Origin of the sequence: Polaribacter sp. KT 15, assembly GCF_900143115.1 — a bacterium.
GTDB lineage: Bacteria > Bacteroidota > Bacteroidia > Flavobacteriales > Flavobacteriaceae > Polaribacter > Polaribacter marinaquae.
The window spans coordinates 2,708,126-2,721,368 of the sequence record NZ_LT670850.1; the positions used below are offsets into that span (position 1 = coordinate 2,708,126).

Annotated in this window: 14 protein-coding genes; 9 read left to right on the top strand and 5 right to left on the bottom strand. The window is 28.9% G+C overall.

Annotated features, from left to right (window positions below):
• Positions 1–46 precede the first annotated feature (46 nt).
• The 5 genes from B5464_RS11995 to B5464_RS12015 are packed head-to-tail and all read left to right on the top strand — an operon-like array spanning position 47 to position 3,732.
• Complete coding sequence (locus B5464_RS11995; protein ID WP_079738553.1) at positions 47–823, top strand: YHYH protein; 777 nt, start codon at positions 47–49, stop codon at positions 821–823.
• On the top strand, positions 810–1,448 hold the full coding sequence (locus tag B5464_RS12000) for a toxin-antitoxin system YwqK family antitoxin (RefSeq protein WP_079738554.1): 639 nt from the start codon (positions 810–812) through the stop codon (positions 1,446–1,448). Before B5464_RS11995 ends, B5464_RS12000 begins: the two co-directional genes overlap by 14 nt.
• Positions 1,396–2,052: an SCO family protein gene (locus B5464_RS12005; protein WP_079738555.1), complete on the top strand. Its 657-nt coding sequence runs from the start codon at positions 1,396–1,398 to the stop codon at positions 2,050–2,052. The genes B5464_RS12000 and B5464_RS12005 overlap by 53 nt, the downstream gene beginning before the upstream one ends.
• A gap of 60 nt (positions 2,053–2,112) precedes the next feature.
• Entirely contained in the window at positions 2,113–3,096 is a 984-nt protein-coding gene (locus B5464_RS12010; protein WP_079738556.1) for a YHYH protein, read from the top strand.
• Between the two features lie 9 nt (positions 3,097–3,105).
• The gene (locus tag B5464_RS12015; RefSeq protein ID WP_079738557.1) at positions 3,106–3,732 is read left to right on the top strand and encodes a hypothetical protein; all 627 of its coding nucleotides are present in this window, start codon (positions 3,106–3,108) and stop codon (positions 3,730–3,732) included.
• A 54-nt stretch (positions 3,733–3,786) separates the two neighbouring features.
• Here B5464_RS12015 and murB read toward each other — a convergent pair whose 3' ends face one another.
• A complete protein-coding gene (gene murB, locus B5464_RS12020) occupies positions 3,787–4,797 on the bottom strand; it encodes a UDP-N-acetylmuramate dehydrogenase (RefSeq protein ID WP_079738558.1) in 1,011 nt (336 codons plus the stop codon).
• Positions 4,798–5,988: a pyridoxal phosphate-dependent aminotransferase gene (locus B5464_RS12025; RefSeq protein ID WP_079738559.1), complete on the bottom strand. Its 1,191-nt coding sequence runs from the start codon at positions 5,986–5,988 to the stop codon at positions 4,798–4,800.
• Positions 5,989–6,184: 196 nt separating this feature from the next.
• Between B5464_RS12025 and B5464_RS12030 the strand changes: the two genes are divergently transcribed.
• Complete coding sequence (locus tag B5464_RS12030; protein WP_302849544.1) at positions 6,185–7,483, top strand: aspartyl protease family protein; 1,299 nt, start codon at positions 6,185–6,187, stop codon at positions 7,481–7,483.
• Here B5464_RS12030 and B5464_RS12035 read toward each other — a convergent pair.
• Positions 7,480–7,884, bottom strand: coding sequence for a DUF1573 domain-containing protein (locus B5464_RS12035; RefSeq protein WP_079738561.1), 405 nt, complete (start codon positions 7,882–7,884; stop codon positions 7,480–7,482). The genes B5464_RS12030 and B5464_RS12035 overlap by 4 nt on opposite strands.
• Positions 7,885–8,007: 123 nt before the next feature.
• On the opposite strand from B5464_RS12035, the gene B5464_RS12040 reads away from it, so the two are divergent.
• Both B5464_RS12040 and B5464_RS12045 read left to right on the top strand, forming a co-directional pair.
• Entirely contained in the window at positions 8,008–10,644 is a 2,637-nt protein-coding gene (locus B5464_RS12040; protein WP_079738562.1) for a valine--tRNA ligase, read from the top strand.
• Between the two features lie 158 nt (positions 10,645–10,802).
• A complete protein-coding gene (locus B5464_RS12045) occupies positions 10,803–11,672 on the top strand; it encodes an OmpA family protein (RefSeq protein WP_079738563.1) in 870 nt (289 codons plus the stop codon).
• A gap of 50 nt (positions 11,673–11,722) precedes the next feature.
• On the opposite strand, the gene B5464_RS12050 is transcribed toward B5464_RS12045, so the two are convergent.
• A complete protein-coding gene (locus B5464_RS12050; protein ID WP_077811330.1) occupies positions 11,723–12,172 on the bottom strand; it encodes a DUF4199 domain-containing protein in 450 nt (149 codons plus the stop codon).
• A 70-nt stretch (positions 12,173–12,242) separates the two neighbouring features.
• The gene (locus B5464_RS14375; RefSeq protein WP_149025846.1) at positions 12,243–12,410 is read right to left on the bottom strand and encodes a lmo0937 family membrane protein; all 168 of its coding nucleotides are present in this window, start codon (positions 12,408–12,410) and stop codon (positions 12,243–12,245) included.
• Between the two features lie 101 nt (positions 12,411–12,511).
• Here B5464_RS14375 and kdsB point away from each other — a divergent pair, with 101 nt between their 5' ends.
• Positions 12,512–13,243 carry a 3-deoxy-manno-octulosonate cytidylyltransferase gene (kdsB, locus tag B5464_RS12055; protein ID WP_079738564.1) on the top strand — a complete coding sequence of 244 codons (732 nt, stop codon included), beginning with the start codon at positions 12,512–12,514 and terminating at the stop codon, positions 13,241–13,243.

Here is a 13,243-nt window from a genome sequence, read left to right on the forward strand (position 1 = left end):
TAATTAATTGCATCTAAAATATATATAACTTTTAAAATACATTAATATGAGATTTAAAATCGTAAAAAAAATAGCTCTTTTAGCAGTAATTATATCCTACAGTTTTGCATGTAGTTCTTCAGAAGGTACTACATCAGTAGAAGAAATTGAAGAAGTTGAAGTAACGCTTCATAGTGCATTTGCAGAGTTTGATACAACAGAAACAGATATTTATTTACAAGGTTCTAACGTTGTAATCGAAACCACGGGTTTACCAAATCATAAAACACCATATTGGAGTGAAAATCATCCATTATATGTAGCACCAACTGTAACTAGTACAGATAAAATGACACCAACCAGAATTGATACATCTGGGCGAGATAATTCTGCTTCTTTAACCGTTCCAGCAAATCCTAGTAAAGCGAACTCAACATCTAATACCCAATTAGGCGCTATTGGTATTGCAATTAGCGGTGCTTTTTTATACAATGATCAAGAAGGCAATGGACCTTTAGATTCTGCAGCAGGAAGTTTAGATTACTCAGGTGCACACATTGGCCCTTCAGATTATCATTATCATTTAGAACCTTTGGCTTTTTCTGATGACGACGATAAATTAAATGGTATTATTTCTGATGGTTTTTTTATTTATGGTAGAAAGTGCAACTCTACAGGAACATATCCAACAGATTTAGATAGTTCTGGCGGACATGTAAGTACTACGCAACATACAGATATTGCAGAATATCATTATCATATTATCAATGAGTTGTATGCAAGTACAGGTAGGTACATACTTTTTGCAGGACCATATCAAGGAACCCCAAATGCAGTTAACTAAAATATTACTTATCGTTATTCTAGCTCTTAGTAGCTGTAATAAAACTTCTGTTATAACAACACCTAAAAAAGAAATTAAAAATTTTCTAGTTGATAAAAATGAATTAGAATTAATCAAAGAAAAAGGGCAGTGGTTTTATATGGATAAACCTTTTAATGGATTTGCTGTAAAATATTATAGTAATTCATCATTATCTGAAAAAATAGGTTACTATAACGGAAAAAAAGAAGGTTTGGCTTATAAGTTTTTTAAAGATGGTACCGTAAAAACTAAATCATTTTATAATGAAAATGTTTTAGAAGGAACAAAAATAAAGTACTATTCTTCGGGTAAAATTTTTTCTGAATCTAAGTATCTAAATGGTAAAAAACATGGGATAGAACAAGTTTGGTTTGAAAATGGTCAATTATCAAAAAAAAAGAACTTAAAAAATGGTAAAGAGAATGGTTTACAACAAGCTTGGTTAAAAAATGGAAAGATATATGTTAACTACGAAGCTAAAAATGGTAGAGCATTTGGTTTGCAAAGAGCTAATTTATGCTATCAATTATCTAACGAAAAAATTATAGAAAATGTTAAAAAGAATTTTTTTATTAATTGGTTTTATCATTATGATAAGCTGTAAAAGTAACAATAAAGAAAAAATGTCTAGTAGGGTAGATGTATTGCCTTTTTATAATGAAGCATCTTTTACTCCTAAATGGTTATCATCTTTAGATACAGATTTAGATGATTTTCATAGCATTCCAGATTTTAATTTTATCAATCAAGATGGTCGTGTAGTTAATCAGAATACATTTAAAAATAAAATCTATGTGGCAGATTTTTTCTTTACAACTTGTCCTGGTATTTGTCCTAAAATGACGGCAAATATGAGTGAAGTTGCAGATAAATTTAAAAACGATACCACTGTATTATTTTTATCTCATTCTGTTACGCCTTCAATAGATTCGGTTGCACAATTAAAAAAATACGCATTAGACAAAAATATTGGTAAAAATTGGCATTTAGTAACTGGTAATAAAAAAGAAATTTACGATTTAGGAAGGCAAGCCTATTTTGTAGAAGAAAATTTAGGTGAACCTAAAGGATTAGACGATTTTTTACATACAGAAAACTTTGTCTTAATTGATAAAAACAAACACATTAGAGGTATTTATAACGGTTTAAATAAAAATTCTGTTATGCAGTTGATTGAAGATATAAAAACCTTAAAGAAAGAAAAATAAAGATTATAAATAGTCAAAAAATACATACAAGTTATTAATTTGAAAGTAAATATAAATAGAATGAAAAAATTTAAGAAAAATAGTATTTGGGCATTTGGTGTATTAATAGTCTTAATTTATTCGTGCTACAGTTGTAACAAAGAAGAAAATAAAATAATAGAAGAAGAGACAAACAATGCAATAAGCGTAAATTCAGACTTTTTTTTAACTGACGGAAATAATGTAACAATAACAACGGTAGATTGTACTTTGTCTGATGGAACAGTTACAAAATGTTATGAAATTGTATCTAAAAATACTCCAACCGATCATGAAATGGGACCTTGGTGTCCAGATAATATTGCTGATGGTGCAGATAAAGGTGGTATTTGGTTAGAAAATGGAGAAGTTTATGACGTAGATGGTACTTTTATTAAAAATATGGCAACTTTTTATAATGATAGTAAATGGAAAATGTATGATGCTAATGGAGATATTTATACAACAGAAACAGAAGATGATTGTGCAAATGCAGCAAACCCAAATGTAGGAGTAGAATACGAAAATTTTTGTGTAGAATGTTTACCTTCTTATGTTACAGACTTATCTCAAACATATACAATTCCTGTAACGCCAGTAAAATTATCTAGTGAAGTTAATTTTGGCGGACCAGGACCAGGAAGTAACGGTCCTTCGCAAAGAGGTATCGCTTTTAACGGTGTTGTATTTGATGCACCAGCACCAACTGATGCAATTTTAGGAGCTTATACGTTGGCGCCATTTGATGATGCAGGAGGCCATATTAACTTAAATGCAGGTTATCATTACCATGCAGCTACAGGTGTGTCTAAAGAAATTGTACAAACAGATGGTCATGCACCAATGATTGGTTATGCAATAGATGGACATGGATTATATGCACAGTTGGATGAAGATGGAAATGAACCAACAGATTTAGATAGTTGTAGAGGGCATTCAGATGAAACAAGAGGATATCATTATCATGTTGCAGCTCCTGGAACAAATAGTTTTATAGATTGTTTAAAAGGAGCGTACGCTTTATAAAATTATAAGATGATTAGATATTTCACTATTTTAAGTTTTTTTTTATTTTCAAATTTGATAAAAGCACATCAAGTAGATTTATCTACAGTTGTTTTGGTTGAAAAAGAAAATAACACTTGGATTCTTCAGGTAAGAGCACCTTTAACAGCTTTTCAGCAAGAAATAAAAATACATTATGCTAAGACACCATATAAGAGTCCAGAAGAATTTAGAGAAATGGTTTTAGCGCATTTGCGTAAAAATATTTCATTAGTTTTTAATGGTAATCAATCTTTGTTATTAAAAAAAGGATTTGTAAAATTAGGACACGAAACAAATGTTGTTTTTGAAGTTGATACAATTCCCGAAGAAATAAAAGATTTAGTAGTAAAAAACACCTCTTTTCAAAATATTTATAAAAGTAAGAGTGCATTGGTTATTTTGAAAGAAGGTTTTAGTAAAAAGAAATTTGTTATTAATTCTGATAATAATTATAGTTTAGAATTAAAAACTGAAGGAAATCAACTTATTGAAAAATCAATAAATAAAAATAAAACAGAAGTAAAATTAAATGCTTTTTTTATTTTGTTCTTTGTTTTTGTAATTGTTTCAATTGTACTTTATAAAAAGCAAAAAAGGGAATTAATATTAGGTTAAACGCGGGAATGTTTAAAACTAAAAAGTCTCATAATTAAAACAATGAGGCTTTTTTTATGCAATAACATTCACTTCAATTTCCAATGAAATTCCGAAGTTTTTAAATACTTTTTCTTGAATTTTTTGAGCTAATAAATAAATTTCTTTACCAGAAGCATTACCGTAATTTACTAAAACTAATGCTTGTTTTTCATGTATACCAGCATCTCCAAAACGTTTTCCTTTAAAACCACTTTGTTCTACTAACCAACCTGCAGGAACTTTAATTTCTGTATCGGAAACTGGGTAATTAGGTATGTTTGGGTTTTCTTTTTGAAGTTCTAAGAATTGATCTTTAGAAATTACAGGGTTCTTAAAAAAGCTACCACTGTTACCAATTTCTTTAGGATCTGGTAATTTAGATTTTCTTATGGCAATTACTGCATTAGAAACATCTTGTAGACTTGGTGAAACTATATTTTTTGCTTCAAGTTCAGTTTCAATTGCTCCATAAGAAGTATTTAAAGTATGCTTGTTTTTTGTAAGCTTAAAGCTAACTGCTATAATAATGTACTTACCTTTTTCTTCGTTTTTAAATATTGAGTTTCTGTAGCCAAAATCACAAACTTCGTTAGAAAAACTAACTAGTTTTCCTGTTTCAATTTCTAAGGCTTCAACTTTAGTAATTACATCTTTAACTTCAACTCCGTATGCACCAATATTCTGAATTGGGCATGTGCCAACATTTCCAGGGATTAAAGATAAATTTTCTATACCACCAAAATCATTATTAATAGTCCATAAGACAAATTCGTGCCAATTTTCTCCTGCATTAACAGTTAAATAAACATTGTTTTCATCTTCTCTATCAATAGAAATACCTTTAAAAGCTATATGAACAACTAGTTTTTCAATATCTTTAGTAAGTAACATATTGCTACCACCAGAAATTAAAAAAATATCTTTTTCTTGCTTTAAAATTTGTTGCAATAAATAAACAGAATCTACAGATATAAAGCGTTTGGCATTTACAGAAATGCCAAACGTATTATATTTTTTTAAGGATATGTTTTGTTGAATATTCAACTAGTTTTGGTATTGTTTTAATGCTTCTGCTAAAATTTCTACAGATCTTTTTAAATCTTTTTCATTTAATACATAAGCAATTCTTACTTGATTTTTTCCTTCGCCAGCAGTAGAATAAAAGCCGCTTGCTGGTGCCACCATAACTGTTTCGTTATTATGATTAAAGCTTTCAAGAATCCATTGCGCAAAATGATCAGAATCTTTTACGGGTAATTCTGCAACACAATAAAAAGCTCCTTTTGGGTTCGCAACTTTTACACCATCAATTTTTTGCAATTCAGAAATTAAAATATTTCTTCTAGAAACATATTCTTCTTTCACATCATCAAAATAAGACTGTGGCGTATCTAATGCAGCTTCACTTGCAATTAATGCATATGTTGGCGGGCTTAATCTTGCTTGTGCAAATTTTACCGCAGTTTTTATAAATTCTTCATTTTTTGATACAATACAACCAATTCTTGCACCACACATACTATATCTTTTAGATACAGAATCTATTACAATTGCATTATTTTCTAACCCATCGATAGAAAGTACAGATGTGTGATTTAAACCATCGTAAGTAAATTCTCTATAAACTTCATCAGCAATTAAAAATAAATCGTGTTTTAAAACAATTTCTTTTAATTTTTTAATTTCTTCTTCAGAATATAAATAACCGGTTGGGTTACCTGGGTTACATATTAATATAGCTTTGGTTTTAGCTGTAATTAATTTCTCGAAATCTTCTATTTTTGGTAGTGCAAAATTGTCATCTATACTAGAAATAACGGGTACAACACTTACGCCAGAAGCTGTAGAAAAACCATTGTAGTTTGCGTAAAATGGTTCTGGAATAATAATTTCGTCTCCTGGATCTGTAATACTTCCAATTGTAAATAATAATGCTTCTGAACCACCTGTTGTAACTACTATATTGCTTGAGTTAACTGGTATCTTATTCTTTACATAATAGTTTGCTAACTTATTTCTGTATTCTTCAGAACCTTCAGATCTTGCATAAGAAAGTGTTTCTATAGTATTGTTTTTAACAGCATCTAAAGCTACTTGAGGTGTTTTAATATCTGGTTGACCTATATTTAAATGAAAAACCTTAACTCCTCTTTTCTTAGCATCTTCTGCATATGGTACCAATTTTCTAATTGGCGATTCTGGCATTTGTATTCCTTTATTAGATATTGAAGGCATAATATATTGTTGTAATTTTTATCAATGCAAATTTGCAAAATATATTTTATATTAAGAATTATATTATTGAAAGTTTAAGGCTAATTTTTAGTTAAAAAAAGAATAATCAGCAAAAAAAATGTTGTATTTTTATAAATACCTAAACTAAAATAACTTGAATAATAATTCGCTTTTAATAATTCTTATTTTATTTTTTTTGAGTTTTACTTGTCATTCTCAAAACGGATTTCGGTTTAAAAATACGTCTCAAAAAAAACAACGTCTTTCTTTTGAATTAATAAATAATTTGGTTGTAATTCCGGTGTATATCAATAACAAGAAAATGAGTTTTATTCTTGATACTGGAGTAAATAAAACCATAATTTTTAATCTTTCAGAAAATGATAGTATTGGTCTGCTAAATCCAGAAAAAGTATCTTTAAGAGGGTTGGGTGACGGAGAATCTGTAGAAGCTATTATTTCTAGAAATAATAAATTACAAGTTAAAAATGCGATTGGTAATAATGAATCTGTTTATGTTATTTTAAAAGATTTTTTTGATTTATCTAGTAAAATGGGAACTACAATACACGGTATAATAGGCTATAATTTATTAAAAGATTTTGTAGTGAGAATAAATTACAAAACTAAAAAAATAGACTTTTATAATCCAGACTCGTTTAAATATAAACGATGTAAAAAGTGCGAAGTTTTGCCCATACAATTTTATAGAAAAAAACCATTTGTTGAGGTTGATGTGCAATTAGATACAGTTAACAATGTTCAAACTCCTGTTAAAATGTTGGTAGATTCTGGAGGAAGCGATGCAATATGGCTTTTCGAAAACTCTAAAGCCGAAATAAAAACACCTTTAAAATACTTTAATGATTTGTTAGGTGAAGGTTTAAGCGGGTCTATTTATGGTAACAGAAGTAGAATACCAAAACTAATAATTGGTAAATATGAAATTAAAAGCCCTACGGTATCTTTTCTAGATTCTCTTTCTACACAAAATGCAAGTATGTTAAAAGAAAGAAATGGCAGTATTGGTGGTAATATTTTAAAGAGGTTTATGGTTTGGATAGATTACCCAAAGAAAAAAATTACGCTTAGAAAAAACGCTTCTTTTAAAAGTGATTTTAATTATAATATGAGTGGTTTAGATATTGTTTATAATGGTAAGCAGTTAGTTAAAGAAGAAATTATTAAACCTGTTTCAGACTCTTTTAATAACGATATTCAAACAAATAATACAATTTCTTTTGTAGCCAATTACACGTATAAATTTAAGCCTTCTTATATTATTAAAAATGTTGTAAAAAACTCGCCAGCAGATAGGGCAGGTTTGCAACCAGGTGATATTCTTTCTAGTATTAATAGAAAACCCGTTCACTCATATAAACTAAATGAAATTGTAAGTAAAATGCAAGAAAGAGCTAATAAAAAAATTACAATTACAGTTCTAAGATACGGTTCTAAAAAAACATTTCAATTTCGATTAGAAAAAAGAATCTAACTACCAGAAAGCATGCTTTTCTTTTTTTCTAAGAACTCTTTTTTATCTACAAAACCTCTAATTTTTAAAGTTTTTCTAGCAGTTTTTGCATTAGAGAAAATTGTAATTTGTTTAGAAAAACCACCAACTCTTTTTGTATCATAAGAAACTTTAATTTCTCCTTTTTCACCCGGCATAATTGGTTTTTCTGGTTTTTTAGGCACAGTGCAACCACAAGAAGATTGTATGTTCTTAATAATTAAGGGTGCATCGCCAATATTAGTAAATACAAAAACTCGCTCTCCGTTAGCTCCTTTACTAACTTTACCATAGTTAATAGACTCTGTTTCAAACTTAAATTCTTGTGAGTTTATAGAAAAAGAGACAAATAAAAATAAGATAAAGGTTGTTAAAAGTTTCATATTTAATATTTTAAAGTGTAAAATTAAGCTTTATAATTTGTTTTAAAAAATCAACTACTAATTTTCTCTACAAAATAGATAATTGTATTTTTGTGAATTATATATCAAAAAGGATACCAAAGTATGACAATTCCATCTAAATACGATGCAAAACAAGTAGAAGATAAATGGTACGATTACTGGATGAAAAATAATTATTTTCATTCAACGCCAGATGAAAGAGAGCCTTACACAATCGTGATTCCGCCACCAAACGTAACCGGAGTATTACATATGGGGCACATGCTAAATAATACAATACAAGATGTTTTAATTAGACGTGCACGTTTATTAGGTAAAAATGCTTGTTGGGTACCTGGTACAGATCATGCATCTATTGCAACAGAAGCAAAAGTTGTTGCTAAATTAAAAGAGCAAGGAATTAAAAAAAGCGATTTAACTCGTGAAGAATTCTTACAACATGCTTTTGATTGGAAAGATGAATATGGAGGAATTATTTTAGAACAATTAAAGAAGTTAGGTGCTTCTTGTGATTGGGAAAGAACTGCGTTTACAATGGATCCAGAGATGTCTGAATCTGTGATTAAAGTTTTTGTTGATTTATACAACAAAGGTTTAATTTACAGAGGTTACAGAATGGTAAACTGGGATCCGGAAGCCAAAACAACACTTTCTGATGAAGAAGTAATACACGAAGAAAGACAAGGGAATTTGTATTATTTAGAATACAAAATAGAAGGTTCTGATGACACTTTAACAATTGCAACAACAAGACCAGAAACTATTTTTGGTGATACTGCAATTTGTATCAACCCAAATGACGAGCGTTTTACACACTTAAAAGGTAAAAAAGCAATTGTGCCGCTATGCGGAAGAATTATTCCGATTATAGAAGATGAATATGTAGATTTAGAATTTGGTACAGGTTGTTTAAAAGTTACGCCTGCACACGATGAAAATGATAAGAATTTAGGTGATAAACACAATCTAGAAGTAATCGATATTTTTAATGATGATGCTTCTTTAAATTCCTTCGGATTACATTACCAAGGAAAAGATAGATTTGTCGTTCGTAAAGAAATTGCTCAAGAATTATCAGAAAAAGGAATTTTAGTAAAAACTGAAGTTCATACAAACAAAGTTGGTACATCAGAAAGAACAAAAGCGGTTATTGAACCTAGATTGTCTGACCAATGGTTTTTAAAGATGGAAGAATTGGCTAAACCTGCAATTAAGGCAGTTTTAGGTGATGATACTGATATCAACTTATATCCTAAGAAATTCGAAAACACGTATCGTCATTGGATGGAAAATGTGCGCGATTGGAATATTTCTCGTCAACTTTGGTGGGGACAACAAATTCCTGCTTTTTTCTACGGAGATGGAAAAGAAGATTTTGTTGTTGCAGAAAATATTGAAGATGCTTTAGTTTTAGCAAAAGAAAAAACAGGAAATGCTTCTTTGTCTGCGTCCGATTTAAAACAAGATGAAGATGCTTTAGATACTTGGTTCTCTTCTTGGTTGTGGCCAATGTCTGTTTTTGACGGAATTAGAAATCCAGAGAACGAAGAAATTAAATATTATTACCCAACAAACGATTTAGTTACTGGTCCGGATATTTTATTTTTCTGGGTGGCAAGAATGATTGTTGCAGGTTATGAATATAAAGATCAAAAACCTTTTAATAACGTATATTTAACAGGGTTAGTTAGAGATAAACAAAGACGTAAAATGTCTAAATCTTTAGGTAATTCACCAGATGCACTTAAATTAATTGATGATTATGGCGCAGACGGAGTAAGAGTTGGACTTTTATTAAGTTCTGCAGCAGGTAACGATTTAATGTTTGATGAAGATTTATGTCAGCAAGGAAAAGGGTTTGCAAATAAAATTTGGAATGCTTTCCGTTTGATAAAAGGTTGGGAAGTAGATGCAAGTTTACATCAACCAGAAACTTCTAAAATTGGTTTAAAATGGTATGAAGCTAAGTTTCAAAAAACATTGGCAGAAATAGAAGATCATTTTTCTAAATATCGTTTGTCTGATGCTTTAATGGCAATTTACAAGCTAATTAATGATGATTTTTCTTCATGGTTATTAGAAATTGTAAAACCTGCATATCAGAAACCAATAGACAAAACTACGTTTGATGCAATTATAGAAGTTTTAGAAAATAACTTAAAAGTATTGCATCCGTTTATGCCATTTTTAACAGAAGAAATTTGGCAACATATTACAGAAAGATCATCAGAAGAAGCATTGGTTATTGCTAAATATCCTACAATTAAAGAGTTTGATACGCAAATAATTACCAATTTCGATTTTGCTACAGATGTAGTTTCAGGAATTAGAACTATTAGAAAAGATAAGAACATTTCATTTAAAGATGCGGTTGAATTATTTGTAATTGATAATGATAAAAGTTCTAAAGATTTTGATGCTGTTATTCAGAAATTAACAAATACATCAGTAATAAACTATGTTTCAGAAAAAGTAGATGGCGCTTCATTTAGAGTAAAATCAAATGAATATTTTGTGCCAATTTCTATAGAAAATATAGATGTAGAAGCCGAAATTAAAAAGTTAGAAACAGAATTAAAAAGAGCAGAAGGTTTCTTGTTTGGTATTAACAAAAAGCTTTCTAACGAACGTTTTGTGGCAAATGCACCAGAACAAGTAATTGCTTTAGAACGTAAAAAAGAAGCAGATACTATTGCTAAAATAGAAACTATAAAGAGTAGTTTAAGTTCGCTTAAATAAATACTTACATACATTTTAATTTTTCTAAAAAACCATAATATTAAGTTATTATGGTTTTTTTAACATTTTAAGTTAAAAAGTTATAAAATACAGTTAGGGTTATACTAATTCGAAAAAATGTAGGTTTTAAAAGATAACTATTAATAAAACTTAAAATTATGAAAAAACTTATTATTCCCTTTGTAGCATTGTCTTTATTGGCAACATCATGTGTGTCTAAAAAGAAATATGCTGCTTTAGAAAGTCAATATATAGACACTAAAGGAAATCTTCAAAAAACTACTTTAGAAAAAGAAGCTTTAGAAGGTAAATTTGCTAAAATTGAAAAAAGAGTAGCTAATTATAACGATAAAATTAACTCTTTAAAAAGTGACAACGTTACTTTGAAAAATGAAAATGACATCAAATTAGATATGGTTGGTAATACAGCCGTAATATCTAATAAGACTAGAGAAAGAATGAGAGAAACGCTAGCAAAAGTAGATGCAGCAGATTTAGCAGAGGCTAAGACTCTAAAAGATTCTTTAAACCTAGCGATATCTTATAATTTAAAGAATAAGATGAATACTTCTGATCTTAATAATTCTGATGATATAAATATAGATATCGACCAAACAGTTGTAATGATTTCTGTTTCTGATAAATTGTTATTTAATACGGCAAGTTATAGAGTAAAAAAAGGAGCTTATAGTTTAGTAGAAAAGTTGGCTAATGTTATAAATTCTGAACCAAGTATGGATGTGATGATAGAAGGTCATACAGACTCAAGAACTATCAACAATGCTTCTGTGCAAGATAATTGGGATTTGAGTGTTAAAAGATCTACGTCAATTGTAAGATTATTAGAAAATAAATACAATGTAGATGGTAGCAGATTAATTGCATCTGGTAGAGGTTCTACAATGCCTTTAGTAGAAAATAATACACGAGAAAATAGAGCGAAAAATAGAAGAACTAGAATTGTAATTCTACCAAATTTAGATAAGTTTTTTGCACTAATTGCTACAGATGAAGCATTAGCAGAATAAAAATTTAAAATAATATATTCCAAAAAAAAACTCCCAATTGGGAGTTTTTTTTATTTGTTTAAATTCTCTTTGTCGTGGTTTTTATAAAACTGCATTATAATAAAAGAACCTATGAATGAAGATGCCATACCTTCTATTAATAAAGTAATTACTACTTCTGGCAACGTTAAATTACCACCAATTAAAAAAGAGTTGTTCATTACAGTTAGAAAATCAGGATTTATAAATTGTACATAAATTACAACACCAATAATAGAAAGAATTACTGCAATAACAGAAGTTCTAATACCAATACCTAAATTTGTAGTGTATTTAGTTTCATTGTTTTTGTATACACTTTCTTTAATGGCTAAGTATATACCAAATAATACAAATGCTAAATTTAAAAATCTTAAATATGGGTTTTCTTCTAAGCCAACTAATTTACACAGTAGAAAAAATCCACCAATTAAAAATGTAATTAGCAATGCGTTTTTAATAATAATTTTATCTGTTGTCATCTTATCTTGTTTTTATATTCATAATTTCTTCTGAAACTCTCACCGAATTTTTATAATATATTAAGAGACATTACAATGGTTTTCTACCAGAAATAATATTATAAAGAATTACAATAACTGCAATTACTAATAATGTGTGTATTAAACTGCTAGTTGCAATTCCTGGCACAATACCTAAAACACCTAATGCCCAAATAATAATAAAAACTACGGCTACAAGCCACAAAATACTTCTCATGATAATTAATTTTTTTGTTCATTCAAAATTATAAAAATTGTACAGTGTAGTTTAACGCTATCCATTTAAATATTATCTTTGATGCATACAAAAAGCTATTCATGAAAGTAATTGCAATGATTCCTGCACGCTATAGTGCTTCTCGATTTCCGGGTAAATTAATGAAAGATTTAGGTGGTAAAACCGTGATTTTAAGAACATACGAAGCTGCTTTAAATACAAATTTATTTGACGAGGTTTATGTAGTCACAGATTCAGATATAATTAAAGAAAACATTTCTAATGCTAACGGTAACGTAATTATGAGTAAAAAAGAGCACGAATGTGGCTCTGACAGAATTGCAGAAGCTGTAGAGTTTTTAGACGCAGATATTGTAATTAATGTGCAAGGAGACGAACCATTTATAGATAAAGTTTCTTTATCTAAGTTAGTAGAGGTTTTTAAAAATGATGCAAAAAAAGAAATAGATTTAGCTTCTTTAAAAGTACAGATTACTAATAAAGAAGATATAGAAAACCCTAATAATGTAAAAGTTATTACAGATGTAAATAACTTAGCAATTTATTTTTCTAGAAGTGTTATTCCGTTTCATAGAGATAAAGAAGTAGATGTAAAATATTACAAACATAAAGGTGTTTATGCATTTAGAAAACAAGCTTTATTAGATTTTTATAAAACCCCAATGACACCTTTAGAAGCTTCAGAAAAAATTGAAGCAATTCGATACCAAGAAATTGGTAAAAAAATAAAAATGTTAGAAACTTCTGTAGAGGCGGTTGGTATAGATACACCAGAAGATTTAGAAAAAGCCAAAAAATACTTAAACTTATAA